The organism is Bradyrhizobium barranii subsp. barranii, from assembly GCF_017565645.3.
Taxonomy (GTDB): Bacteria; Pseudomonadota; Alphaproteobacteria; order Rhizobiales; family Xanthobacteraceae; genus Bradyrhizobium; species Bradyrhizobium barranii.
In genome coordinates this window covers 7,408,903-7,434,624 of record NZ_CP086136.1, presented here as the reverse complement: position 1 = coordinate 7,434,624, position 25,722 = coordinate 7,408,903, and the positions used below count along the sequence as shown (strand labels likewise).

Below are 25,722 nucleotides of genomic sequence, written 5' to 3'. Positions count from 1 at the left end.
CATGGAAACCCGCGCTCCCTACGTGCTGATCGGCAGCTTCGTGCTGGCCGCTATCCTCGCGGTGTTCGGCTTCGTCTATTGGCTGAACAACACAGGCGGCATCGGGCCGCGCGCAAACTATCATGTGCAATTCCAGGGGCCGGTGCCGGGCCTGCTGGTCGGTGCCGGTGTGCTGTTCAACGGCATCCGGGTCGGCGAGGTGACGCAGATCGGCCTCGCGCCGGATAATCCGCGCTTCGTCAATGCGACGATCTCGGTTGCCTCGACGACACCCGTGCGTACCGACACGAAGGTCGGGCTCGATTTCCAGGGGCTGACCGGCGTGCCGGTGGTGACGCTGGAGGGCGGCATGATCGTTGCCAAGGCCGGCGAGCCCGTGACCCTGATCGCCGAGGCCGGTGCAGGCCAGAGCATGACGCAGGCTGCGCGCGATGCGCTGCGACGGGTCGACACCGTGCTGGAGGACAATTCCGGTCCGCTGAAGGACACTATCGCGAACCTCAAGACATTCTCCGACGGGCTCGCGCGCAACACCGGCAAAATCGACGGTATTCTGGCAGGCCTCGAAAAGATGACCGGCGGCGGGACGCCGGCGCAGAAGATCACCTACGACCTGCGCACGCCGCAGAATCTTGGGCCGGCCGGCAAGACGCTTTCGGCGTCACTGGCGATTCCCGAGCCGACCGCGGTCGCGATGCTCCAGACCCAGCGGATGTTGTTTGCACCCAGCGGGGATAATCCGGGTTTTGCGGAATTCCTCTGGGCCGACAGCATTCCAAAACTGGTGCAGGCGCGGCTGATCGACAGCTTTGAGAATTACGACATCGCCCACGCGCCCTTGCGCACGAGCGATCTCGGGCAGGCGGACTACCAGCTCCTGATCGACATCAGGCGCTTCCGGATCGCCACGGAAGGCGAGGCTCGGGTCGAGATCGGACTGTCGGCACGCATCGTCGACAAGAACGGCAAAGTGGTGGCGTCGCGCCTCGTCGAGACCAGCGAGACGCTTGACAAGGTCGAGCCGGCCGCGGCGGTCGCAGCGTTCGACACAGCTTTCGCCCGCATTGCAAAGGAGCTGATCGGCTGGACGGTGCAGGCGGTCTAGCAACAGCACAAGACGGCCATGCCCGCCAAAATTGATCTGGGTCAATCGGCTTTGGCGCAGTGCAGTAAAATGCAGCCCGCGCGGTGGGCTCGGCCTGATGCGGGGCAAGCCGGTGCTTGGAGCGGTAGATGAAGGCTTCCGTGGTGACGATTGAGCCGAACGGGCATTTCTGTCGCGATTGTGCGGTCCGCGACTTCGCGGTGTGCTCGTCGCTGGACCCGGCCGAGCTCAGGGAATTCGAGCATCTGGGGCGCCGCGTCCTCTTTGACGGGGGCGAGACCGTCTTCTCCGAGGAGGACAGCACGACCTCGTTCTACAATCTCCTCGACGGCGTCATGCGGCTCTACAAGCTGTTGCCCGACGGTCGGCGGCAGATCGTGGGATTCGCGTTACCAGGCGATTTCCTGGGGATGAATATTTCCGGCCGTCACAATTTTTCGGCCGATGCGATCGGTGGCGTCACAGTGTGCCAGTTCGCGAAGGCGCCCTTCGGCCGCTTCGTCGAGAGCCGGCCGCACCTCCTCAGGCGGATCAACGAGCTGGCGATTCGCGAGTTGAGCCAGGCGCGCGACCACATGGTCCTGCTCGGCCGCCGATCGGCGGACGAGAAAGTCGCGACGTTTCTGCTCGCCTGGCGCGAGCGGCTATTCTCGCTGAAGGGGGCGTCGGACACGGTTCAGCTGCCGATGAGTCGTCAGGACATTGCCGATTATCTCGGCCTGACCATCGAAACCGTCAGTCGCACCTTCACCAAGCTGGAGCGACATGGGGTGATCGAGATCGTTCATGGCGGCATCAGCCTGCTCGATCCGGCGAAGGTCGAGGCCTTGGCTGCGGCCTGATCCGGCGCTCGCCAATTTTGATCCCAATCAATGACGGCGGTCGTGCGCCGCCAATAATGCCCAAAATAACAGGGGAGGGCATCATGCCGACTGACGCACTGCTGGTGACGATCGCTGTCGTGGTCGTTTTTGTCACATTCGCCGGGGCCTTGGCATGGGCAGACCGGCAAACCAGCGCAGGTCGCCCCGATTCGGACGCCAAGCACTGACGGTCCCGAGATCACAATCGCGTTTTACCGTGCTTGCCGCGGAGGCTTCCACGGCCAGCTCGCGGCCGTTCGGCAGCGCCTCAACGCAATGGTGCGCGCGATAGCTGCAACTCTGCATCGACCGGGACACATTGGCTCATCCCCCGGATGCCGCCTTGGCGCCCGACCGCGGCATTTTCGCCGTATTTGGCTCAAACCGTGCACATGCTTTCCGGTTGAAAAGCCTGCTAACGTTGACTACGCAGGAACTCCAGTGCCTCGCAGTCTTAGGAGCCGAGCGGCGTGCCTCAGGACAAGACCGGCGACCCCCGACAAGCGGCGGGCAACAAATTATCGGTCCTGCGCAAGCACCCGATCTTCGCGGATCTGGAGCCAGATGCGCTCGATCAGCTCTGCCGCTATGCCAAGCACACCACGGTGAAGCGCGGTGCGACGATCGCCGCCAAGGGCGATCCCGGCAACAACCTGTTCGCGGTGATCACGGGAACAGTGAAGATTTCCTCTTCGTCGCCGGATGGAAGGAACGCAATTCTCAATCTGATCGGTCCGGGAGAAATCTTTGGCGAGATCGCGGTTCTCGATGGCGCGCCGCGCTCGGCCGACGCGACTGCCAACACCAATTGCGAACTCTACATCATCGACCGCCGCGACTTCCTGCCATTCGTGAAGAGCCAGCCGGCGCTAGCGATGAAGTTCATCGAGCTGCTCTGCGCGCGCCTGCGCTGGACCAGCCAGCAGGTCGAGCAGGTGATCCTGCAAAATCTGCCGGGCCGGCTTGCGAGCGCGCTGCTCGGTCTCACCGAAGAGCGCAAGTTCGACTCCGGCAGCGGCACGCTCGCCATCACGCAGCAGGAGATCAGCGAGATGGTGGGGATGACGCGCGAGAGCATCAACAAGCAATTGCGCGCCTGGGCCGGCCGCAACTGGGTCCGTCTCGAGCACGGCGCCATCGTCGTGCTGGATACCGATGCGTTGCGCGACCTCGCCGCGAGCGGCCTGGACGGCGAGTGAGGCCTCAGACCTGATTGTCGACGATGGCGACCGCTCGGGTCCACCCTGCGGACGCTCGCTCGATCTTCACCGGGAAGCATGAGACCGTGAATCCAGTCGACGGCAGCTTGTCGAGATTGTGCAGCTTCTCGAGATGGCAATAGCCGATGTGTCGTCCCGCCTTGTGACCTTCCCAGATCAGGCCGGCATCTTTTGTTTCGGCATATTTCTTCGCGGTGTAGACGAACGGCGCGTCCCAGCTCCAGCCGTCGGTGCCGGTCAGCCGTACACCGCGTTCAAGCAGGTACATGGTGGCCTCATAGCCCATGCCGCAGCCGGAGTTGACGTAATCGGCCTGGCCGAATTTGGCGCCGGCGCTGGTGTTGACGACCACGATCTCCAGCGGCGACAGCGTGTGCCCGATCCGTTTCAGCTCCTTCTCGACGTCGTCGGCAGTCACCACGTACCCATCGGCCAGGTGGCGGAAGTCGAGCTTCACGCCGGGCTGCAGGCACCATTCGAGCGGCACCTCGTCGATCGTCCAGACCGCTCGCCGCGATTCATGGTCGGGTGGAAGTGCCAGGGCGCGTCGAGATGCGTGCCGTTGTGGGTGGACAGCGAGACCTGCTCGACCGCCCAGCCCTGGCCATCCGGCAAATCCTCCGCCTTGAGGCCGTCGAAGAACTGCAGCATGCGGGGCAGGCCCTGCTGGTGATCAATATACTGGATCGTCGGGTGATTGCCCGGCGGATCGGCCGTCACGTCGTTTCTGAGCGGCACGGAAATATCGATCAGCTTCCGCGGCATGGGCATTTCCCTCGCGATGTTCCGTTTCGGCGCATCTTGGGCGGGCTCTACCTCTGGCGTCAAGTAACGCCCCGGTGCAGGCGATTTCGGAAAAACGGGGCATTCGTCGATCGCGCCCTCGAAGTGATGCATGATCGATCGATGCAACTCCAGCATTGATCGATGCCGGATTTGGCTTGGACTCAGAATGCCGCCCGCCCTAGGGACGACGTTGGCGACATCGCGCTGATCAGCGCGCATCGCAAGGATGGGGCGACCGTCACGTCTGCACCTCCAAGCCGCAACCAATAGCGGTCGATTCTAAAACCAGAGGAACGTCCATGGATATGACGAGCATCGTCACCTCGCGTCCGGCATTGGCCGACGGCGAGGCGGGATTAAAGGGAAGCCGGCACCTGCCGCGCAAGTCCCCGCCGGAGAGGGCGCGATGAAGCTCGCACCTTTCCTCGCCGTGATCGTTCACCAGTCAAATCCGCTCGACTCCGCCGCGCAATCCTACCAAGGTGGTGCGTTTGCAACGCTTGACTTTACACCCGAAGTGGAGCGACCCAAGGCGGCCTGCAGCATCGGCCCGACAACGACATAATTAACTCAGGAGGAAGCCCCAGATGAAGACACTCACCGGCATCATCGCAGCCGCCGTACTGGCGGTCTCAGCGCCGCTGGCGACCGCACGCGATTTCCGCTCGGCCGACATCCACCCCGCCGATTATCCGACCGTCGAAGCCGTCAAGTTCATGGGCAAGCAGCTCGCAGCCGCGAGCGGCGGCAAGCTCGGTGTGAAGGTGTTTCCCAACGGAGCCCTGGGCTCGGAGAAGGACACCATCGAGCAGCTGAAGATCGGCGCGCTCGACATGATGCGGATCAACGCATCGCCGCTGAACAACTTCGTGCCCGAGACCATCGCGTTGTGCCTGCCCTTCGTGTTCCGGGACACGCAGCACATGCGCACGGTTCTCGATGGTCCGATCGGCGACGAAATCCTGGCGTCCATGGCGCCCGCGGGCCTGATCGGCCTTGCCTATTACGACAGCGGCGCCCGGTCCATTTACACCGTCAAGGCGCCGGTCAAATCGCTCGCCGACCTCAAGGGCCTGAAGATCCGCGTCCAGCAGTCCGACCTCTGGGTCGGCATGATCCAGAGCCTCGGCGCCAACCCGACACCGATGCCGTATGGCGAGGTCTATACCGCGCTCAAGACCGGCCTCGTGGACGCCGCCGAGAACAACTGGCCGTCCTACGAATCCTCGCGTCACTTCGAGGCCGCCAAGTTCTACAACGTCACCGAGCACTCGCTCGCGCCGGAAGTTCTCGTGATGTCCAAGACGGTCTGGGACACGTTGAGCAAGGAGGATCAGGCGATGGTCCGCAAGGCGGCCAAGGAATCGGTGCCCGTCATGCGCAAGCTCTGGGACGAGCGTGAGCAGGCCTCCCGCAAGACCGTCGAGGCGGCCGGCGTGCAGGTCGTAACGATCGCCAACAAAGCGGAATTCGTCGATGCGATGAAGCCGGTGTACGACAAGTTCGCCGGCGACGAGAAGCTGAAGGGCCTCGTCAAGCGGATCCAGGACACGAAGTAGGGCCACAGCGTCGGGTCCGGCGTCGCCGCGAGGCGGCGCCGGACCCCCGCAAGGAGACGCCGATGACAGACCCACATGTCGCAAGCCACGAGCAGGAGGTAACCGGCCGACCGTCGACCGGCTTGCTGTCGCGGATCAATGCCGTCGTTGCTCGCCTCGGCATGTATCTGTCCGTGACCGGCCTGCTCGTCATCGTCACCATCGTGTTCTACCAGGTGTTCGGACGTTACGTGCTCAATTCCAGCCCGACCTGGACGGAGAACCTTGCGCTGGTCCTGATCCTGTATGTCACGCTGATCGGCGCCGCCGTTGGCGTTCGCGACGCCGGACACATCGGCATGGACAGTTTGCTGGTGATGCTTCCGGATCATCTGCGAGAGAAGATCGAGCTCGTGATCCACGTTCTGGTCGCGCTGTTCGGCATTGCGATGGCCTATAACGGCTGGATCCTCGGAGCGTCGGTCGGAACCGTGAAGATCCCCAATCTCGGGCTCCCCGAGGTCATCCGCTACGTCCCGCTGATCGCCTCCGGCGTCCTGATCGTCTCCTTTTCAATCGAGCACATCATTGCGCTCCTACGCGGCGAAGAGGTCGTCCCCTCATGGAACTGATCATTCTCGGCGCAACCTTCTTCGGCTTCCTGATCCTCGGCGTACCCGTTGCCTTCGCGATCGGTCTCTCCGCGATCTGCACCATCCTCTACGAAGGCCTGCCGGTCGCAGTCATCTTCCAGCAGATGATGTCGGGGATGAACATCTTCTCCTTCCTCGCCATTCCGTTCTTCGTCTTCAGCGGTGAGCTCATGCTGCATGGCGGCGTCGCCGACAAGATCGTGCAGCTCGCCAAGAATCTCGTTGGGCACATCCGCGGCGGGCTCGGCATGTCGAACGTGGTCGCCTGCACGCTGTTCGGCGGCGTCTCCGGCTCGCCCGTGGCCGACGTGTCGGCGATGGGCGCGGTGATGATCCCGATGATGAAAAAGGAAGGGTTCGACACCGACTACGCCGTCAACGTCACCACCCACGCTTCGCTGGTCGGAGCGCTGATGCCGACCAGCCACAACATGATCATCTATGCGCTCGCTGCCGGCGGCAAGGTCTCGATCGGCGCGCTGATCGCCGCCGGACTTCTGCCGGCGATCGTGCTGATGGTGTGCATGCTGGTCGCCGCCTACGCGGTCGCGGTGAAGCGCGGCTATCCGGCCGGCAAGTTCCCGGGCTGGGCCGAGGTTTTCCGCTCGTTCGCAGCCGCGCTGCCCGGACTTCTGATCGTCGGCATCATCCTGGCGGGCATCCTGTCCGGTGTCTTCACCGCAACTGAGTCCGCTGCCGTCGCGGTCACCTACACGATCCTGCTGACCTTCTTCATCTACCGCACCATGACCCTGCCGAACTTCCTGCGGGCTGCCGCCAAGGCCGTGAAGACGACGGGCGTGGTGCTGCTGCTGATCGGCGTCTCCACCATGTTCCAGTATCTGATGGGGCTCTACGAGGTCGCCGACTTCGCCGGTGACTTGATGAGCAGGGTGTCCTCGCAGCCCTGGGTCATCTTCCTGCTCATCAACGTCATCCTGTTCGTGCTCGGCACGTTCATGGACATGGCGGCGACCATCCTGATCTGCACCCCGATCTTCCTGCCGATCGCGATGAAGGCGGGCATGGATCCGGTGCAGTTCGGCATGCTGATGCTGATCAACTGCGCGCTGGGGCTGAACACCCCGCCTGTCGGAACGACGCAATTCGTGGGCTGCGCCATCGGCGGCATCTCGGTGGGTGCGGTGATGCGCACCATCCTGCCGTTCTATGCTGCCCTGATCGCAGCTCTGATGTTCGTGACCTACGTCCCCGCGTTCTCGCTGTGGCTGCCCCGCCTGCTGATGGGCTACAAGGGATAGCAGCAACAGGGAGAATCCGTTCGTGACTGACTATCGCAAGCTCTTCGATCTCACCGGCAAGACCGCCGTGGTGCTCGGCGCCGCCTCGGGCATCGGCAAATCGTCGGCCGAGGCGCTGGCCGGGCTCGGCGCCCGCGTCGTTTGCGCAGATCGTGCGCTTGACGCCGCCGAGGCGACGGCAGCCGGAATTCGCGACAAGGGCGGCTGGGCGGAAGCAGCTAGCTGCGACGCCGCGAGTGCTGCGGACGTCAATGCGCTCGCCAAGATCGTCATGCAGAAATTCTCGCGGCTCGACATCGCCGTGACGACGCCCGGGCTCAACATCCGCAAGACCATCCTCGACTACACCGAGGAGGATCTCGACCGCGTCCTCAACCTCAACATCAAGGGCACCGTCTGGTTCTTCCAGGCCTTCGGCCGCATCATGGTCGAGCAGAAGGGCGGCAGCATCATCGCCTGCTCCTCGGTGCGCGCGGTGACCATCGAGCCCGGTCTTGGCGTCTATGGCTCGACCAAGGCGGCGATCGGCCTGCTGGTGAAGGGTTTTGCTCAGAGGTCGGCCACGCCGGCGTCCACGTCAACGCGATCGCGCCGAGCATTGCGGAGACCGCGCTGACCGGCCCGTTCAAGCAGCGGCCCGATATCTACAATCTCTATGCCGGCCATACCGTGTTCAACCGCTGGAGCAGCGCCGACGAGGTCGCGACGGCGGTCGCCTATCTTGCTTCTGATGCCGCGAGCTATGTCAGCGGCAGCACGCTGTTCGTCGACGGCGGCTGGACCGCCGTCGATGGGCCGCCGACCGGTCTCACCCAGTTGCACAAATAAGGCGGCCGTCGGCACCTAGCCGGTAAAGCCCATGCTCCGGCGCAGCTCCTTCCGGTCTGCGCCGGTCAATAGAGCGATAAGCGCGGCCGCTTCTGTCGGATGTGCGGCCCGCGCCGTCACGCCAGCCGTGTACATCGTCACGAGCTCGCAGCCCGGCGGCAGCGATCCTGACAGCGCGATGCCGTCGGTCGCGATGATCTCGGTCGCCTGGGTGCATCCGATCGGCTGAGTTGCGGTGGAATCAGCAAGCTCCCGCATCGCGGTCGCTCCGTTCGGAAAGATCTTGAGACGCGATGCGACCTCATAGGCGATCCCAAGTTGATCCAGCACTTTGGCGACATGCTGTCCCGCGGTCGAGGCTTTGGTGTCCGGAACGTAGATGGCATCCGCGGATCGCAGCACCTCGCGGAGATCGGCCTCAGTCTTCACCGTGACTTTCGGATCGCGGTTACGGACCGCCAGCGCGGTCTCGACCCGGCCGATATCTGCGATCGAGGAGGGGACGACGAGCCTCTCCGCGGCGAGCTTCGCAAGGAGGGCCTGCGTCAGGATCACGAGATCGGCCGGCGTCCCCGCGCGCAGCTTGTCGGCCATGATGCCGACCGCGCCGAACTCGCCGTCGATGCTGAGGCCGGTCTGCGTCTTGAAGGGCTCGCCGAGGCCGCGCACCAGGCCTTGCGCCGCGCCGCCGCTCAAAATGGTCACTGTCGTCACGATGCAAGCTCCATGGCTGCGATGATCCTATCGCGCGTGATCGGCAGGTCGCGCACGCGCACGCCGAGGCAGTCGTAGACCGCATTGGCGATCGCCGCCGTCACGGGGCCGTGCGCGGCTTCGCCGGCGCCCACCGGCTCGATCTCCGGCCGCTGGATGATTTCGACATCCACCGCCGGCACCTCTCTGAAGGTCAGGATCGGATAGTCCGTCCAAGATGTCGACGTGATGTGCGTGCAATCGAAGCGCACGCGCTCCTTCAGGACCCAGCTCGTGGCCTGGATCGCACCGCCCTCGATCTGGTTGATGACGCCGTCCGGATTGATGGCTTCGCCGACGTCGACCGCAAGCGTCAACCGCCTGACACGGATGTCGTCGTTGCCTTCGATCTCCGCGATCGCGGCGCAATAGGCGCCTGTGTTCTTGTAGCGGGCGAAGCCGACGCCATAGCCGATGCCAGACTGTTTTTGCGGTTTCCACTGCGCGCGCCGTGCCGCGGCGCGGATGACGTCGCTGGCGCGCTCGTCGCGGAGATGACGCAGGCGAAACGCGATCGGGTCCTCGCCGCGCAGGACCGCGATCTCGTCGAGTACGGATTCGATCGCGAACACATTGCCTTGCCCGCCCAGGGTCCGCAGTGCCGACGTGCGCACCGGCATCGTCAGCACCCGGTGGCTCGTGATGGTCCAGGCCGGGAGGTCGTAGAGTGGAACGGAGTTGCGGTCGCCGCCCCCGCCATTGGCGGCCGGTGGATTCGTCGAGATCATGCGCGGGTAGGGGTTCGCGATCTCGGTCGCCGCAAGCAGCGCCGGCTGCGCCGCGCGTCCCGGGCGCGCGGCATGGCCGTTGCTCCAGATTGCATGGCGCCAGCCGACGATCTCGCTGTCCGCATCGAGGTCGGCCTCGATCTCGATGGCCATCGCTGCGCCGAACGGCGCATGAGACATCTCGTCATGGCGCGACCACTGCACCCGCACCGGGCGGCCGCCGGCGGCTTTCGCCAGCAACACGGCATCGAGCGCGACGTCGTCGGCCGCATTGTGCCCGTAGCAGCCGGCCCCCTCCATATGCTCGACGACGATGTTCTCGGCCGGCAGCTCGAGCACGATCGCAAGATCGGCGCGCAGCAGATAGACGCCCTGGCTGTGGGTCCAGACATGGACACGCTCGCCGTCCCATTGCGCCATGGCGCAGGACGGCGCGATCGAGGCGTGTGCGATGTAGGGACGGGTGTATTGCAGGCGGAGGGTGCGCGCAGCTTTCTTCGTCGTTGACGCTGCTCTGGTGTCGATGACGGTGGTTTCGACCGGCTGGCTCTTCAGAAAGCCTGCAAGATCGTCTTCGTTGGGCAACAGCTCGCCGGCCGACCAGGCTGCGCCCTTGCGCAAGGCTTTCAGTGCGGCTTCCGCCGCAGCCTCGGTATCGGCAACCACGCCGGCAAAGCCGCCGTCGCGGACGATCGCGACGAGACCGGGAACGGCGCGCGCCGCCGTCTCGTCGAGCGCGATCAGTCTGGCACCCGAGATGTCAGGCCGCAGCACGCGGCCGTGTGCCAGGTCCGGCAGTGCGCGATCGTGAATGAAGCGCGGTCGCGCGAACACCTTGTCGGGAATGTCGACCCGCTGGACCGAATGTCCGGCGACACCGCGTGTGGCAGCGGGCTTCGCCACGACACCCGCGGTGGCGTCGCGGTCGAGCGAGACGTCGCCAGCCAGCTCCCAATAGCTGGTCCTGACATTGCCGGGACCCGAGATCGTGCCGTCATCGATATCGAGCAGCGCCGCATCGACGCCGAGACGCTCCGATGCAGCTGCGAGGAAGCGCTGGCGGACCTCGGCGCAGACGTGTCGCAGCGCGCGGCCGGACTGCTGGACCGAAAGGCTGCCCGAGGTGACGCCCTCGTTCGGGCTGGTCGCCGTCGAGGCGCGGATCAGCTCGATCCTGCCGATATCGACGTCGAGCTCGTCCGCGGCGATCTGCGCCAGCGCCGTGACGATGCCCTGGCCGATCTCGACCTTGCCGGGCGAAATTGCGACACCGCCTTCGCCGCTGAACCGCACCCAGGACGACAGCTTTGGATTGGCCGCGAGGCTAACCGGCAGTTTCGGGACGGGGGACGGCATACTCATGACGTCGCTGTCTCCGCTGCCGCGCGCAGCACGGCGCGGACCATGCGATTATGCGATCCGCAGCGGCAAAGATTGCGATCGAGCGCGGCTCTGACCTCGGTCTCCGTCGGCGAGGGATTGCGCTTCAGCAGCGCCGCCGCGCTGATCAGGATCCCCGAGACGCAATAGCCGCATTGCATCGCCTGCTCGGAGACGAAGGCGCGTTGCAGCGGATGCGGCTGCTCGGCCGTGCCGAGGCCCTCCACCGTGACGGCGTTCTTGTCCGCCACTGACCACATCGGCATGTCGCAGGAGGCCATCGCGCGGTCGCCGACCATGACGTAACAGGCCCCGCACTCACCGGCTCCGCAGCCGAAATGCGCGCCCGTGACGCCGAGCCGGCCGCGCAGCACATCGAGCAGCGTCTGGTCGGGATCGGCCTCCACGGTCATCGCCGCGCCGTTGAGCTGAAATTGAATGGTCGGCATGATCGCTCTACGGCCTCAGGACTTGTCGAACTTCTTGACGACATCGGCCCATTTCTCGATATCGCCGCGAAGGAATTTGTCGAATTCCTCCGGTGTCATGGACATGGGTACGGCACCCTGCTCGGTCCAGAGCTTTACGATGTCCGGTCGCTTCACCATTGCGTTCACGGCGGCATTGAGCTTGTCGATGACGGGCTTCGGCGTGCCGGCCGGGGCCATCAGGCCAAGCCAGATCGTCGCCTCATAGCCTGCGACGCCGGCTTCGCCCGCGGTCGGCACGTTCGGCAGCACGGCCGAGCGCTCCTTGCCGGTGGTCGCGAGCGCGCGGACCTGGTTCTCGTCGATATTCGGCGCCATCGCCGGCACGGCGTCGATCATCATCTGCACCTGTCCACCGATCACGCCGCTGCGCGCCTCGCCGCTGTTGCGATAGGGCACGTGGACCACATCGATGCCGGCCATGGCTTTGAACAGCTCGCCGGCCATGTGATAGGGCGTGCCCTGGCCGGAGGTGGCGTAGTTCAGCTTGCCCGGCTGCGATTTGGCGAGCGCGATGAACTCCTGAAGAGTCTTCGCCGGAACCTGCGGGTTCACCACGATGACGAGGTCGGAGTAGTTCACCGGCGCGATCGGCGCGAGGTCGCGCATCAGCTCGTATTTGCGCTTGTCCGGCGTCAGGAGCGATTCATTCGCGGTCTGGGTGTTGGACATCATCAAAAGCGTGTAGCCGTCGGCCGGCGACTTTGCCGCTTCGACCGTGCCGATGACGCCGCCCGCGCCGGTGCGGTTCTCGACCACGAAGGGCTGGCCAAAGCTCTCCTGGAGTACGTTGCCGATCAGCCGAGCCGCGACGTCCGCCGGCCCGCCGGCGCCAAAGGGCACCACGATCCGGACGGCGTGGGTCGGGTAATCCTGTGCGAATGAGGGGGATGCCGAGAGTGCGGCGAACAGGCTTACGGCCGGCGCCAGCATAAAACGTCGGGCCATTATGCCCACCTCCCTGATGTCTTTCTTGTTGGCTGGCACTGTAGCGGCAGGGAACGTGGACTGTCGACGCCTCACAAAGCTGGTCGAACAGGGAATATCGGGCGGTTTTCGGTGTGATCCCGCAGCATTTCGCAAGCGCGGCAGGAACCGCGGGCGCGCGCGATTTGAGCAAATCGCATGGGCATTGCCGGATAAATGCCCTCGGCTGCCCGTTATTTTGGTGTTACGAATTTGGACATGAACCAGCACGCCAAGATCGAAATCCGCCATTCGACCTGTCCGCATGACTGCCCCTCGGCCTGCGCGCTCGATATCGAGGTGATCGAAGGCCGCAGCATTGGCCGCGTCCGAGGTTCGAAAAAGCAGACCTACACGGCTGGCGTCGTCTGCGCCAAGGTCGCCCGTTACGCCGAGCGCATCCATCACCCCGAGCGGCTGATGTATCCGATGCGCCGCACCGGGCCGAAGGGCTCCGGGCAGTTCGCACGGATCTCCTGGGACGAGGCGCTGGACGAGATCGCGGATCGCTTCAACCAGGCCGAGCGCGAGTACGGCGCGGAATCGATCTGGCCTTATTACTACGCCGGCACGATGGGGCTGGTGATGCGCGACGGCCTCAATCGCCTCACGCATGTGAAGAAATACTCGCGCTTCTATCAGACCATCTGCGCCAATGTCGGGCGCATCGGGTTCGCGATCGGCACCGGCAAGATTGCCGACGTGGATCCGCGCGAGATGGCGCTCTCCGATCTCGTCGTGATCTGGGGCACCAACCCGGTCAACACGCAGGTCAACGTGATGACGCATGCTGCCCGTGCTCGCAAGGAGCGCGGCGCCAAGATTGCCGCTGTCGACATCTACGACAACGAGACCATGAAGCAGGCTGACATCAAGATCATCCTGCGGCCCGGCACCGATGGCGCCTTCGCGTGCGGCGTGATGCATGTCCTGTTCCGCGATGGCTACGCCGACCGCGCCTATATGGACAAGTACACGGACTGCCCCGATGAGCTCGAGGCGCATCTGAAGACGCGCACGCCGGAGTGGGCGTCCGCGATCTGCGGCGTGCCGGTGTCCGAGATCGAGGCCTTCGCGAAACTGGTCGGCGAGACCAAGCGGACCTTCTTCCGGCTCGGCTACGGCTTCACCCGCTCGCGCAACGGCGCCACGCAAATGCATGCGGCGCTCTGCGTTCCCGCGGTGACCGGCGCCTGGCAGTATGAAGGCGGTGGCGCCTTCTTCAACAATTACGCGCTGTGGCATTTCAATGAATCCCTCATCGAGGGCCACGACGCGATCGATAAGACCACGCGGGCGCTCGACCAGTCGCAGGTCGGTCGCATTCTTACCGGCGACGCCGAAGCCTTGCTCGGCAAGGGGCCGATCAAGGCGATGCTGATCCAGAACACCAATCCGATGACGGTGGCACCGGAGCAGGCGCTGGTGCGTCAGGGGTTTGCGCGCGAGGATCTGTTCGTGGCGGTGCACGAGCAGTTTATGACCGAGACGGCCGAGATGGCCGACATCGTGCTGCCGGCGACCATGTTCATGGAGCATGACGATCTCTATTACGGCGGCGGCCACCAGCACATCTCGGTCGGGCCGAAGCTGATCGACCCGCGCGGCGAATGCCGCTCCAACCATCAGGTCATGCAGGCGCTGGCGCCGCGGCTTGGCGCGAAGCATCCGGGCTTCGAGATGACGCCGCGCGAATTGATCGACGCGACGCTGAAGCTCAGCAACCACGGCGATATCGCTGGTCTCGAAGCCGACATCTGGCGCGACCTGCAACCGGACTTCAGGACCTCGCATTATCTCGACGGCTTTGCCCATGCCGACAAGAAATTCCATTTCAAGGCCGATTGGGCGCATCCGCCGTTCGGCCAGACGATGGGCGATTTCGACAAGATGCCGTCGCTGCCGGACCATTGGGCGGTGATCGAGCATACCGATCAAGCCCACCCGTTCCGGCTCGCGACCAGTCCATCGCGCAGCTTCCTCAACACCACCTTCAACGAGACGCCGTCCTCGCAGGCGCGCGAAGGCAGAGCGAGCGTGATGATCCATCCGCTGGATGCGGCCGCGCTCGACATCGCCGACGGCGACGCCGTGACGCTCGGCAACACCCGCGGCGAAACCACGCTGCTCGCAACGCTGTTCGACGGCGTGCGGCGCGGCGTGCTGATCGCGGAATCCGTTCACCCGAACAAGAATCATATCGGCGGCCGCGGCATCAACGTGCTGACTGGAGCCGATACGATCGCGCCGATCGGGGGAGCTGCATTCCACGACAACAAGGTCTGGATCAGGAAAACGGTCTCGGCCTGAGCGCACGCTTCGCTCGCCTGCCAATTTGTGTCGAGGCGCTAAAGCAAGGCCTCGCTACAGATTGCCCTTGCGCCTGCCGCCCGAGCTGCCGCAAATGGCTGCAAACGGGAGCAAGGAAGCGAGCGTACCATGACCGACACCACAGCAATCATCACCGAAAAGCGTGGGCAGGCGTTCTGGATCACCATCAACCGGCCGGAGAAGCGCAACGCGCTGAACGGCGAGGTCATCGCCGGCATCACCAAAGGCTATCGCGACGCGCATGACGACAAGGACGTCCGCGTCATCGTGCTGACGGGGGCAGGCGACAAGGCGTTCTGCGCCGGCGCCGACTTGCAGAATTCCGGCGCGGCGTTCGCGATGGATCATTCCAAGCCGAATGTCGACTATGCCGATCTGCTGCGGTTGTCGCAGAACGCGACGAAGCCGGCGATTGCGCGGGTCGGTGGCGTCTGCATGGCCGGCGGCATGGGCCTGTTGTGCATGACCGACATGGCGATTGCGGCCGATCACGTCATCTTCGGCCTGCCGGAGGTGAAGGTCGGCGTATTCCCGATGCAGGTGCTGAGCCTGTTGCAGAGCATCGCGCCGCCGCGACTCGTCAACGAATGGGCTCTCACCGGCGAGCCGTTCGACGCGAGAGCGGCGCAAGCTGCGGGCCTGCTCAACTACGTGGTGCCCACAGCTGAGTTGGATGCCAAGGTCGACTGGCTGATCGGCCGCATCGTTGACAAATCTCCGACCGCGATCCGTCGCGGCAAGTATGCCATGCGCGCCATCGCCTCGATGTCGTTCGACGAGAGCATCGCCTACACCGAAAGCCAGATCGCGCTGCTCGCAATGACCGAGGACGCGAAGGAAGGCCTGAAGGCGTTCGGCGAGAAGAGGAAGCCGGTCTGGACGGGAAAATAGGCGATCATTTCATTTACATTCGTTAGATGCCGCGGTCGCCCGATACACCTTCATTCCAAGGGATGATTGGCATTTAGTCGAACAAAGAGCGATCTTGCCCGCTCCTCGCGACGTTTCTTGGTGGCTCTGATCAATTGCTTTCCGGTGCGCTTGGCGTAGGTTGGCAGTTGGCGGCTCGATCTATGACGGCCAGCGGCGCGCAACTCTGCATCCGTGAGATCGCTGTCGGCGCCTTCGGTGAATCCTCCGTGCCGGAAGGAAGTAAAGGAAAGTTCCTGACGAAGGCCAGCCTCCGCGATTATCTTCTTTACCACGCTGCGCAGATAGCGCAGGTCTTTGCGTGGGGTAATCCATGGAAGCGGGGTTGCTGACCGGCGATGGGCATGGTCGCGTCGGAATACCAGGCCCGAGAGCGAGGTCTTTTTAATCTCGTCGAGCTCTTCCATAAGTTCGGGAAAGAGAGGGGCGTCCGTTTCGTCTAGCAGCGGCCACCAGGCTTCCTCTCCATTCTTTGGATGCACGATCCTGACGCTATTTGGTCGCTCGCTTGGGCGATAGTGCGAAATGTCGAAGGCGCCGAAGACGTGCTGCTCCCGCTGTAACCACTCCCATGCCAACAAAGCAGCAGTTCCGATCGAGCGGTAGTCAAGCTTTGTCGCGGCGGCTCTGAAAGCGACAAGTTCATCCCACGTTGCGGTCGGCGTGGGCCGTATTGGCCGTCCGGGTGCACTTGATTTTAGTCCCATCCGTGAAAATGGATTGCTCGCCGGTACCATCTTTTCCTGGGCGCGCTGGCCAACGAACCAGGCGCGCCGGCAGCTCGCCATGGCCACATTTGCATAACGTCGACGTTCGCGGACGATTACCTCTCCATTGCTACCTACTTTTGTTACTACTAGCAGCTTTCCATAGACTGCGTCGACGAAGGCCTTTGTGAAATCGGACAATTGCTTCGACCCAACACGACTTCCATCTTTCAACTCGTGATTGGCGAAGAGTGCGAGGCTTTTCCTGTACTGACGCTGAGTGTTGCTGTCGATTTCGTCCCACTTCTGGTGAGCCTGGAAGATGCTGACTAGCCAATCGAACGTGCCCGGTTCGGGAGAGGCGGCGATCATGTCACTTAAGCCCCGCGAGCGCCAACTTTCGAACGCGGGCAAGAGAACTTTATCCACCCGCTCGACGGCACTGGCGTAATCGCTTCCTAACGCTTCAGGGCCTAAACCGCAGCCCTGTCGACGAGCCCAGGTTGGCGGCTCGAAATAATAGGCTATCCTATTGTTCGCTAGTATTTTTCGTCGACAATATCGAGGAAGTGTTGGTGCTGTATCAAATGACATCATACGAGGCATAATAGGTCCTCCGCTTCTCGAAGATGTCTTGTCCCGATCGGCGCTGCAAACTGGTCCATGATCGCCTTCGACCAAACTGGCTGCCGCAGCCGTCCTGTTCCGCGCCAGCTGACGGGTGGCGGTGCATGCCCTCGACCGATTGCGCGCGCGAGCTCGCCTGTGTTTCCAAAGTCCAGATAGGCTGCGGCCATGTCTGCTCTCATCATCGCGGGCCAGGTTCCAGCGGGTGGATAGCGGGCAGGCAGCGGAGAGCGGGGTGAAAGTGGGAGGTCTGATCTCACTGCTGGGTGCCGCTTGGTGCAATAAGAGCCGATCTCAGAAGAACTACGTCCGATTTGGAAGATCTAGATTTCGTCCGTGGAGTGAGAGTGGACGCCGATCACACAGGGACTTCTACAGTGGGAGATGTTGTCTCTCTAGTGCGCGGCGCGGCCTAGCGGTGATAGGCCAGATTAGCGCGCGAAAAGGAGGGCTTGGAGCGCAGGCTCGAGGAAAGGCAATTTTGATCGATGAAATCCAAAAGGTGGAAATAGTTAAAAGTCTCGGCGCACGGTTGTCGGTTGGGCCCGCTAGCAGGCAGTCAACTGCTTTGGATGCATCATCAATGGCCCATCCGACAGATTCGCTGGCGGCCGTGCATTGAGGTATCGGATCGATTTCGAGTGTTGGAATTGGGAATGCGCACTGCGACGGACCGGCTTTGATTGATACAGGACTTACCGCGTGCTCGGCCGACCTCGGTTCGACCGCGGGCCTGCGGAAAGTGCGGCAGTTATGAGGATCCGTGGTGGCGCGGACAACCTGATGCCCCGTCAACACATGGGTACCTGATATGAAGAAAGTTGATATGGCGAAGCTGCTGAGCAGCTGCTGGCGGCGACCGATTGGCTGCCTACGTTCTTGAGGGCAGCGAAGCCGCAAGAGCGGACAGACACATCAACCAGCGTGAGTGACGGCTTCTCGCAAGCAGCCGAGTAACATTTTGGATTGGGACCGCGAGTGCCGCCCGGCTCATTCCAAAATTTCGGCGGCGCGCCTGATCGGCGCGCGGCCATTTTCGATAGATGTAAAGCGGCGGCTGCTCGGAGAGCCTCCGACTTGGATGAGGGGGCATAATCCTGGTATCCGTCGCCTTGCGTCATCCAGAACTGTGCAGTGTCGCTCGACCTTTTTCCGCGATGATGTGGATGAGGTCGGACGACTTAATTATGGAGTGACGACGGTGTCGAGATTGCTATCGAGCCGTGACCCCCGACGTGTCTTTGATCCAGCAGCAGTGAATGTTTTTGGGAGCGCCAATGTTCGCGCCGGGTACGTCTTTCCCGCCGTTGATACGCAATCGTCAGCAAGTGTTCGACTGATCCCGCGGTGTCCTTGTGCAGCACCAGCACCGGCCGTCATGTTGTTTCCGACAGATCGTTCAAGGGCGCGGCCAACGCAACCTCGAATGGGCTGATCAGGCCCGAGGACCGGCAAGAGCCTCGATCGCCTTCCCGCAACGGCTGCGCCTGCTTTTTTCCCTGCCGCGAAGAGGCGGCATTCCTCGCGGAAGACAAAAAAGCAGGCTTATCGCCGTCCTCCGCTGTGCTGCGGGCCTGACGGCTGCGGGCCGATCGCTCCCCGGGCCAAAGATCGCCATCGAGGCCGCGATGGACGCGGCCCGAACAACCAACGGAGACTACCATGGCTATCATCGGCACCTTCACCGCTGCGGACAACGGCTACATCGGCTCGATCAAGACGCTGACACTGAACATCAAGGCCAGGTTCGCCGCCTTCGAGAAGGACAACGACAAGGCGCCCGACTACCGCATCTTTGCCGGCGTGACCGAGTTCGGCGCGGCCTGGAAGAAGACCGCCCGCGACAGCGATCGCGAATACCTCTCGGTCAAGCTGGACGATCCGAGCTTTCCGGCGCCGATCTACGCCTCGCTGGTGAAAGTCGAAGGCGGGGAGGGCTTCATCCTGATCTGGTCTCGCCACAACGGCGACTGATCCCCCCGGAGATCCTCGGCCCCGCCTCCTCCGGAGGCGGGGCTTTTTTTGCGTTTCTTTTGCCGCTATGCAGGGAAGCAGGGGAGAGCATTTCTCTTCAAGAGAATTGCTAAGGGCTCGGCCCTCGCGCGGGCAAGGGTGAAGCACGCTGACGCGTGCCGACAGGACCGGTATCCCCGGACTTCCGCGCCATGATCTCTTGACGACCAAGGTCGTCAGGGCGCGTGCAGACGCGCGCTCGATTAGCGCGCCCCTTTTGGGCGGGTGATCCCTGTTCCAATCAAAATGCTCCTCACGGGGCTATCGTTGGCCTACGGGCTGATTCGTTGGGAGCCACCTGGCGATCCTGCGCCGTGAGCGCCCAGAGGGGACGAGTGCCCCGACGGATGAGCTGCGTTCGACGCCCCGTGGGGAGTTGCGCCTTTGAGCGCCAGAACAGGGCCGGCGAAGATCGCAGCTGCCCGACTGCGAAGGAGGGAAGGGAATGAATGAAGACATAGCTGCCTACGTGGGTGTCGATTGGGCATCGGCGACACACTACGCTTACGCTTTGGATGCCCAAGGAGCAAAACTCGGCCATCGTTCGTTCCAACATAGCGGTGACGGGTTGGCTGAACTGGCAGACTGGATTCAGCGCACGACGGGTGCCGAGCCAGGCCGGATCGCGATTGGCATCGAGGTCCCGCACGGGCCCGTCGTCGAGAGCCTGATGGATTCGGGTTTCCTGGTTCATGCGCTAAATCCAAAGCAGCTTGATCGATTTCGAGATCGCTTCACCATGGCAGGCGCCAAGGATGATCGGCTCGACGCTTTCGTGCTCGCTGATGCTCTGCGGACCGATAGCCGTTTCTATCGATTCCTGGAGCCAGTGCATCCGACGATCATTCAGCTACGTGAGTGGTCGCGCATGATGGAGGACTTGTCCGCCGAACGCAATCGCCTGGCCAACCGCTTTCGTCATCAGCTCTGGCGCTATTTCCCGCAAATGCTCGAGCTCGCGGAAGACTGGTGGATTTTGGATCTTTGGGATCTGATCCCCACACCGGCAAGGGCGCGGGCCGTGAGGATGTCGACGATCGCAAGGCGCCTTAAGGAGAGCAGGGTAAAGAGGTGGACTGCGGACACCTTGCTCAATCATCTCCGCAGCACACCGATATCTGTTGCATCCGGTGTCACGGAAGCCTGCGTGGCGCATTGCGAGCTCATTCTAGGCCGTCTGCGGCTGGTTATGCAGCAGATGAAGCTCGCCATGAAGGAACTCGAGCGCCTGTGTTCGGCGGTGGCCGAACTTCCATCAGCGACCGGCATCGCGCCTCACGCCGATCCCAAGATCTTGCGGTCGATGCCTGGAATCGGAACGATCGTCCTCGCGGCACTTCTGTCCGAAGGACACGATGCGATCGTTCGTCGAGACGCTCAGGCGCTTCGGGGATTATCGGGCGTCGTGCCCGTCACGAGACGCAGCGGTAAGCAAATTGTCGTGGTCATGAGGCAGTCTTGTCCGCACCGTCTGAGGACCGCTGTCTATCATTGGGCACGCGTTGCGGTGCTGCATGACTTCCAAACACGCAATCGATATGCCGCCTTACGCAAGCGTGGACATTCCCATGCCCGCGCGCTCCGATCAATCGGCAGCAGGTTGATTGGCGTTGCTTGTGCCATGCTCAGGACCGGCGAACTCTTCGACAACGGCCGACCGCCGCAGTCCGCGGCGGCCTGATCCTGCCGTCGGCGAGACGCGAAGCTTCCAAATTGCGTAGCGTCGCGACGACGACAGGCCCGGATGTAACCAGTCGTTCTTCACATCAGCGAGCGATGGCACTTATGAGTGTTGTCGCCGTGCCGGCGTTGTTTTGCGCGTCGCTGCGCTCGCGCGGCGAAGGCTTAGGGCTCCGCCCTCAGCGCGCTGCGGAGTGCTTTCCGCCCAGCTTCGGTCGCTTCTCACTGACGCGATCGGCGACAGATATCCACGCTCCCTGCAGCCGGTTCCCCGCGAAGGCACTCGCTCCGCTTGCACACCCGCTGCTCGCCGCGAGGCAGGGCTTCGAGCGCGATGTTGCGCTCTTCACCCTGCCCAAAAGGTGAGAACGGGAAGCTGCAAATGTTTGGCCGAACTTGCGAGAAAATGGCTCTTGCAAAAGGTGGGGAGTCCCCTCCGGTCCTGCCGCCCTGGCCCTTGCTACCCCAGGTCTCGCCGACGGGCAGGGTTGCAGCGCAGCGCTGCGCTTCAACCTCGGCCCAAAGGAATAAGACCGTGAACATGATGTCTGTGTCTCAGAACGAGCCGCCTGCCACCGCGGGCTTCCGGGTGGATGTATCGCGTGGCCAGCGGATCGGCCGCGTATCGTCCGAGTGGTTTGCTCGGCCAGATGACGAACGCTATCTGAACCTCCCGGACCTCTATGACGTGGTACGCGGTCGCGCAGAGCGTGCGCAAGCGCGAACCGTGGAAAGCCGGGCCATCAAGGTGGAAGCGAGTCGGGACAATCCCGAGCGGTTGGCTCTGGTTGTGCCGGGACGTGACGAGTCCGTGGCGCCGACACATTGGAGCTTTGGTCAATTGTGCACGCTCGTCGGCGCACCGACCTCTTACATGCGGCAACTTCATGCCGCGCTATCGGCCATCAACCTGCAACACGGCCTGCTGTCCCATCGCGCCGAGCTCGTGAAAACCTTGGAGGCCGAAAACGGATGGATCGAGCTTCGCGCAGTCACCGGACCTGACTACGGCCGCATCTGGGACCATGAGCTTGTGGCTGCCGTCATGAAGATCGCGGGCGTTGGCACGGGTGATACGCGCTGGAAGGTCCCGGGTGTGCTAGATTGGTCAAGCATGACCTACAATCCCCTGATCGACATCACCGAGGAGACGACGACGCTTTACGCCAGCGATCGGGACGTCTTTCTGGTTCTGGTCGACGATATGAATCCAATCGAAGCAGGACGTTTGGCGGATGGGTCACCGGATTTGTATTTCCGGGGATTTTACTGCTGGAATAGCGAGGTCGGCAGCAAAACACTGGGAATCGCGAGCTTCTATCTCCGAGCGGTTTGCATGAACCGTAACCTGTGGGGCGTGGAGAATTTCGAGGAGATCACGATCCGGCATTCGAAATTCGCGGCGCAGCGGTTTGCCCATGAAGCTGCGCCAGCACTGACCCGCTTTGCCAATTCCTCGCCAGGGCCGTTCGTGGCGGGAATCAAGGCCGCACGGGAGCGGATCATTGCCCGGACCGACGAGGATCGCGAGACTTTCCTGCGTAAGGGTGGGTTCTCTAAGTCCGACGCCACGAAGATCATCGAGACAGTCTTGTGCGAGGAACGCCGCAAGCCCGAAAGCATCTTCGTTCGTGCAGGGGATTACTGCGTTCGCGCGCGGCAAGGTTCATCAGGACGCGCGTCTTGAACTCGAAGGCAAGGCAAAGCGTTTGATGGAGCGTGCCATCTAATGGGATAAGTCGCGCAGTCGGTAGGGCTGCGCGGCTTTCCTCCTAAGGGGGTGCGTCGCCGCCGACCGGCAAGCCAGATCGGCGGCGCGGACGCATACTTGCGTCCGGGGGCCCGCCGGGCCTCCGGCCCGGCTCGCGAATCAAGCGGCGCCTATTTGGCGCGAGCTCTTTTAGTGGTTCGCTTTAAAAACTCATCAGGTTCGACATCCAGCTTATCGGCGAGACGACCAATGACCTTGATGCTGACGTGGTACACGCCCTTTTCAAGCTGACTCAAATAACTCCGGCTTATCTTGGCTTCCAACGCAAGTTCGTCCTGAGACCATCCCTTGCCATTGCGTAGACGACGCAAGTTTGTGGCGAATGTCTCCCGCAGATCCATGCGAGAAAGGATGCCGCTTGCTCAGTATATTGCACCTCGATATACTTAACAAAGCGCGTTTTCATGAGCCGTTACACCAGTAAACTCGGCTTAGTCTTCTAACCGTGAGATCATGCAGACTCCGCCGCTCGATCCCAACGTGGCTGACTTGGCTCCCACCGAACCCGCGCTGACATCGTACGATGAGCAGCACGCAATAACTTACGTTCGGCTTCTGCAGGCGGAAGGTGAGGGGGCTGACTGGCGGGAAGTAGCCCGAATAGTCTTACATATTGATCCAGACAGTGAGCCGGACCGCGCCCTCAACGCTTACCGAAGTCATCTTTCTCGCGCTAAGTGGATGTCCGAACAGGGGCGTCTATTTCGTGGCAAGGGCACAAATTAGAAGAAATCCATCCCCGCGAAGACTTGGCTAAAAATCCCTTTCTCCCGTTGAGCCGTGGTGCACCTGGAGCACCACATGGTGCTCAAATAGGGACTTCCCACAACCGAATCGATCACAATTATTGCGCCGCAATCTCTGTTGGTTGCGTGCAATGGAATGAAGTCATGCCTGAGTTTGACTGGCGCTCGCCGGAGTCCTACCGAAGCCTTCAAGATGCAGAAATTACCGACATCGCCTGGGAATGCCTGCGTCGCAATACGGATTATCAACGCGATTACGACGCGATGATTGCGAGGAGCCAGGACGGTCAAGTGACGCCCGAATTCAGGAGGAAGTGGGGTATCTGCTTTCGCCCATGACCCTCGGCGGTCATTCGGGGAAGAGACCATCTATTGGGCGCCCGAGGTTCTTCCGACAGTCGTTCCAATCGCAGTAGCGCCGCCATCTCTCGATCAAATGGCCGTATCTCCGCGACCCCTTGAACTTGCGGCCGGGCAGCTGCGCCGCGAGAATGATGGTTGGCACGCGGTGCTGCGCATTGGCGCGGTCGACCATCGCGTCTGGTCGAGGGAACCGCCGAGTATCGGCGCCCACTACGTGACCGAGTTGCCGTTCGATCGCGACTTCGAGGCGCGGGCCTACGCAGCGCGACGGTTGTGGCGCGCCATGAATGGACGGCCGGCCGGCCAGGCCTTTCATGAGCTATCCCAGCAGAAGCGCGAGCGCTTGAGCGCCGCCCTGCGTGCGCTCGACGTTCATGGTGCCGGCGGCACCTATCGCGTCGTCGCAGCAACACTCTTTGGCCAAAAGCGGGTCCCCGATCGTGCGTGGAAAACGCACGATCTTCGCAATCGAACTATCCGTCTGGTGCAGAGCGGCGCCGCGTTAATGCGCGGCGGCTATCGCAAACTATTGCGACCGGTGCGCAAAGACTTCTAGCGCCTCTCTCTAGGGGGATCGAAAACGGCCCGATCAATCTCCGGCATCCCCCTCCGACATCGCCCTTCTCCATGATGACCGCACACAAGCCGGCACCGCCGCGCGCTGCGAGCGTCACCCTGGAGTTCTCAAATGCCCGATCTGATGGCTGGTCTACCACCGCGCTTCCTGCGAACCCCGGAGGCCGCGCGCTATCTCGGGCTCTCCGGTCGCACGCTAGAGAAGCATCGGACGTACGGGACTGGGCCGACTTATCGGAAGATCGGTGGACGTGTCGTCTACGCTTTGGACGATCTGAAAGCCTGGGCCGATCGCGGCGCCAAGACGTCGACGTCCGATCCCGGCAAGGGGACGGTGTTGCCCGCCAAGAAGCAGTCAGGCTTACGCCCGTATGCGGGCCAGGAACGCCGCTGATTCATGTCGGAAGCAAAGATCATGCGGCACAAACACCGTTCCGAGCGCGATCAGCTCGAACTCTTTCGGGCATTGCCCGGCGATCTGGCGCGCCGCGATGCGCAGGATCTGAAGGCATATCCGTTCTTCTCGCTCGCAAAGACGCAGCGGATTGTGCCGATCGATTTTCGTGCCGGGTCAATCTCCATTCGCGTCGAAACCGTGCCCGAGCACGGCATGGCCACTATTTGGGATGCTGACGCACTGATCTGGGCCGCGTCCCAGATTGTCGAAGCTCGTGATGCCGGCTTAAGGACCTCTCGGTTGATGGCTGCAACGCCTTACGAGATTCTGACGTTTGTGGGCCGTGGGACGAGTGCGCGAGATTATGCCTGGCTGAAGGCCGGTCTCGACAGGCTGCAGTCGACGACGGTGATGACGTCGATCCGTCAGCCGACTGAGCGGCGGCGTCATCGTTTCTCGTGGATCAACGAGTGGCGGGGGACAGCCGATGCAAACGGCCGTCCACTCGGGCTCGAACTGATCCTGCCGGATTGGTTCTATGCCGGCGTCATCGATGATGCGTTCGTGCTGGCGGTTGATCGCGCTTATTTCGATCTGACGGGCGGAGTTGACCGATGGCTCTATCGTCTCGTCCGCCAGCACGGCGGTCATCAGGCAGTGGCTGGAGCTTTGACCTTGTGCATCTCCATGCCAGGTCCGGCGGCCTCTCTCCGCTCAAGCACTTTGCATACGATGTGCGCGAAGTGGTCAGCCAGCAGATGCCCGGCTACGAGCTAGTCCCCACGCGCGATCAGAGCGGGGCTGAACTGTCGAACTTCAAGCCCATCGCCGTGGCGGCGCTATTTGCGAGACTTCGCAAGCGCGGTCTCATTCCAAACTCGGAGGACAATCTGTGAATCAGCTCGTGCCATCGGGGACCACGACCCTCGTGCCATCGGGGACCGGATCCTCGTGCTATCAGGGACCGGAATCGGGCCCAGGGGCTTGTTTCTCCGCGCTTTCCTGGCGCTC

General features: G+C 62.6%; 22 protein-coding genes and 4 pseudogenes. 19 read left to right on the top strand and 7 right to left on the bottom strand.

From position 1 onward, the window contains the following. Position 1: 1 nt before the first annotated feature. From J4G43_RS36270 to J4G43_RS36260, 4 genes are all read left to right on the top strand, one after another. Positions 2–1,105 (top strand): ABC-type transport auxiliary lipoprotein family protein, encoded by a 1,104-nt coding sequence (locus tag J4G43_RS36270; RefSeq protein ID WP_208087834.1) that lies wholly within the window; start codon positions 2–4, stop codon positions 1,103–1,105. A 128-nt stretch (positions 1,106–1,233) separates the two neighbouring features. After that, positions 1,234–1,947: a helix-turn-helix domain-containing protein gene (locus J4G43_RS36265; protein WP_208087833.1), complete on the top strand. Its 714-nt coding sequence runs from the start codon at positions 1,234–1,236 to the stop codon at positions 1,945–1,947. An 83-nt stretch (positions 1,948–2,030) separates the two neighbouring features. After that, positions 2,031–2,156 (top strand): hypothetical protein, encoded by a 126-nt coding sequence (locus J4G43_RS55410; protein ID WP_256461316.1) that lies wholly within the window; start codon positions 2,031–2,033, stop codon positions 2,154–2,156. A gap of 282 nt (positions 2,157–2,438) precedes the next feature. After that, the gene (locus tag J4G43_RS36260; RefSeq protein WP_028149678.1) at positions 2,439–3,167 is read left to right on the top strand and encodes a Crp/Fnr family transcriptional regulator; all 729 of its coding nucleotides are present in this window, start codon (positions 2,439–2,441) and stop codon (positions 3,165–3,167) included. A 4-nt stretch (positions 3,168–3,171) separates the two neighbouring features. On the opposite strand, the pseudogene J4G43_RS36255 reads toward J4G43_RS36260, so the two are convergent. Further along, a pseudogene (locus tag J4G43_RS36255) lies at positions 3,172–3,953 on the bottom strand (cyclase family protein). Between the two features lie 427 nt (positions 3,954–4,380). Here J4G43_RS36255 and J4G43_RS36250 point away from each other — a divergent pair. From J4G43_RS36250 to J4G43_RS36230, 5 genes and pseudogenes are all read left to right on the top strand, one after another. Then, positions 4,381–4,539 carry a hypothetical protein gene (locus J4G43_RS36250; RefSeq protein ID WP_208087832.1) on the top strand — a complete coding sequence of 53 codons (159 nt, stop codon included), beginning with the start codon at positions 4,381–4,383 and terminating at the stop codon, positions 4,537–4,539. A 22-nt stretch (positions 4,540–4,561) separates the two neighbouring features. Then, on the top strand, positions 4,562–5,533 hold the full coding sequence (locus J4G43_RS36245) for a TRAP transporter substrate-binding protein (RefSeq protein WP_071911867.1): 972 nt from the start codon (positions 4,562–4,564) through the stop codon (positions 5,531–5,533). 62 nt (positions 5,534–5,595) lie between these two features. Next, on the top strand, positions 5,596–6,144 hold the full coding sequence (locus J4G43_RS36240; RefSeq protein ID WP_208087831.1) for a TRAP transporter small permease: 549 nt from the start codon (positions 5,596–5,598) through the stop codon (positions 6,142–6,144). Beyond that, positions 6,135–7,427, top strand: coding sequence for a TRAP transporter large permease (locus tag J4G43_RS36235; protein ID WP_208087830.1), 1,293 nt, complete (start codon positions 6,135–6,137; stop codon positions 7,425–7,427). Before J4G43_RS36240 ends, J4G43_RS36235 begins: the two co-directional genes overlap by 10 nt. Before the next feature lie 22 nt (positions 7,428–7,449). Next, positions 7,450–8,255: pseudogene (locus J4G43_RS36230) on the top strand (SDR family NAD(P)-dependent oxidoreductase). A 15-nt stretch (positions 8,256–8,270) separates the two neighbouring features. On the opposite strand, the gene J4G43_RS36225 reads toward J4G43_RS36230, so the two are convergent. The 4 genes from J4G43_RS36225 to J4G43_RS36210 are packed head-to-tail and all read right to left on the bottom strand — an operon-like array spanning position 8,271 to position 12,552. Next, a complete protein-coding gene (locus J4G43_RS36225; protein WP_208087829.1) occupies positions 8,271–8,969 on the bottom strand; it encodes a molybdate ABC transporter substrate-binding protein in 699 nt (232 codons plus the stop codon). After that, entirely contained in the window at positions 8,966–11,092 is a 2,127-nt protein-coding gene (locus tag J4G43_RS36220) for a xanthine dehydrogenase family protein molybdopterin-binding subunit (protein WP_208089506.1), read from the bottom strand. Before J4G43_RS36220 ends, J4G43_RS36225 begins: the two co-directional genes overlap by 4 nt. A gap of 2 nt (positions 11,093–11,094) precedes the next feature. Further along, entirely contained in the window at positions 11,095–11,565 is a 471-nt protein-coding gene (locus tag J4G43_RS36215; protein ID WP_208087828.1) for a (2Fe-2S)-binding protein, read from the bottom strand. 15 nt (positions 11,566–11,580) lie between these two features. Beyond that, on the bottom strand, positions 11,581–12,552 hold the full coding sequence (locus J4G43_RS36210) for a Bug family tripartite tricarboxylate transporter substrate binding protein (RefSeq protein WP_225005316.1): 972 nt from the start codon (positions 12,550–12,552) through the stop codon (positions 11,581–11,583). Between the two features lie 237 nt (positions 12,553–12,789). Here J4G43_RS36210 and J4G43_RS36205 point away from each other — a divergent pair, with 237 nt between their 5' ends. Both J4G43_RS36205 and J4G43_RS36200 read left to right on the top strand, forming a co-directional pair. After that, positions 12,790–14,880 (top strand): molybdopterin oxidoreductase family protein, encoded by a 2,091-nt coding sequence (locus J4G43_RS36205; protein WP_208087827.1) that lies wholly within the window; start codon positions 12,790–12,792, stop codon positions 14,878–14,880. A 129-nt stretch (positions 14,881–15,009) separates the two neighbouring features. Beyond that, positions 15,010–15,792 (top strand): enoyl-CoA hydratase/isomerase family protein, encoded by a 783-nt coding sequence (locus J4G43_RS36200; protein ID WP_208087826.1) that lies wholly within the window; start codon positions 15,010–15,012, stop codon positions 15,790–15,792. Positions 15,793–15,842: 50 nt separating this feature from the next. Here the strand turns inward: J4G43_RS36200 and J4G43_RS36195 are convergent, their stop codons facing one another. After that, a complete protein-coding gene (locus tag J4G43_RS36195; RefSeq protein WP_208087825.1) occupies positions 15,843–16,910 on the bottom strand; it encodes a site-specific integrase in 1,068 nt (355 codons plus the stop codon). Between the two features lie 1,917 nt (positions 16,911–18,827). Here J4G43_RS36195 and J4G43_RS36190 point away from each other — a divergent pair. The 3 genes and pseudogenes from J4G43_RS36190 (at position 18,828) to J4G43_RS36180 (ending at position 22,588) form a co-directional block, all read left to right on the top strand. After that, positions 18,828–19,139, top strand: a complete 312-nt coding sequence (locus J4G43_RS36190) for a DUF736 domain-containing protein (RefSeq protein ID WP_038958597.1) — start codon at positions 18,828–18,830, stop codon at positions 19,137–19,139. Positions 19,140–19,623: 484 nt separating this feature from the next. Continuing rightward, entirely contained in the window at positions 19,624–20,859 is a 1,236-nt protein-coding gene (locus J4G43_RS36185) for an IS110 family RNA-guided transposase (RefSeq protein ID WP_208087824.1), read from the top strand. A 543-nt stretch (positions 20,860–21,402) separates the two neighbouring features. Further along, a pseudogene (locus J4G43_RS36180) lies at positions 21,403–22,588 on the top strand (DUF932 domain-containing protein). Between the two features lie 151 nt (positions 22,589–22,739). Here the strand turns inward: J4G43_RS36180 and J4G43_RS36175 are convergent. Continuing rightward, entirely contained in the window at positions 22,740–22,970 is a 231-nt protein-coding gene (locus J4G43_RS36175) for a helix-turn-helix domain-containing protein (protein WP_038958600.1), read from the bottom strand. A gap of 112 nt (positions 22,971–23,082) precedes the next feature. Here J4G43_RS36175 and J4G43_RS36170 point away from each other — a divergent pair, with 112 nt between their 5' ends. From J4G43_RS36170 to J4G43_RS36150, 5 genes and pseudogenes are all read left to right on the top strand, one after another. After that, positions 23,083–23,355 carry a DUF2285 domain-containing protein gene (locus J4G43_RS36170; protein ID WP_080584123.1) on the top strand — a complete coding sequence of 91 codons (273 nt, stop codon included), beginning with the start codon at positions 23,083–23,085 and terminating at the stop codon, positions 23,353–23,355. Between the two features lie 164 nt (positions 23,356–23,519). Further along, positions 23,520–23,714 (top strand): transcriptional regulator domain-containing protein, encoded by a 195-nt coding sequence (locus J4G43_RS36165; RefSeq protein WP_038958601.1) that lies wholly within the window; start codon positions 23,520–23,522, stop codon positions 23,712–23,714. A gap of 97 nt (positions 23,715–23,811) precedes the next feature. Further along, positions 23,812–24,294: a DUF2285 domain-containing protein gene (locus J4G43_RS36160; protein ID WP_080584124.1), complete on the top strand. Its 483-nt coding sequence runs from the start codon at positions 23,812–23,814 to the stop codon at positions 24,292–24,294. A 132-nt stretch (positions 24,295–24,426) separates the two neighbouring features. Continuing rightward, positions 24,427–24,708, top strand: coding sequence for a helix-turn-helix transcriptional regulator (locus J4G43_RS36155; protein WP_038958603.1), 282 nt, complete (start codon positions 24,427–24,429; stop codon positions 24,706–24,708). A gap of 21 nt (positions 24,709–24,729) precedes the next feature. Further along, a pseudogene (locus J4G43_RS36150) lies at positions 24,730–25,607 on the top strand (replication initiator protein A). Positions 25,608–25,722: the final 115 nt, after the last annotated feature.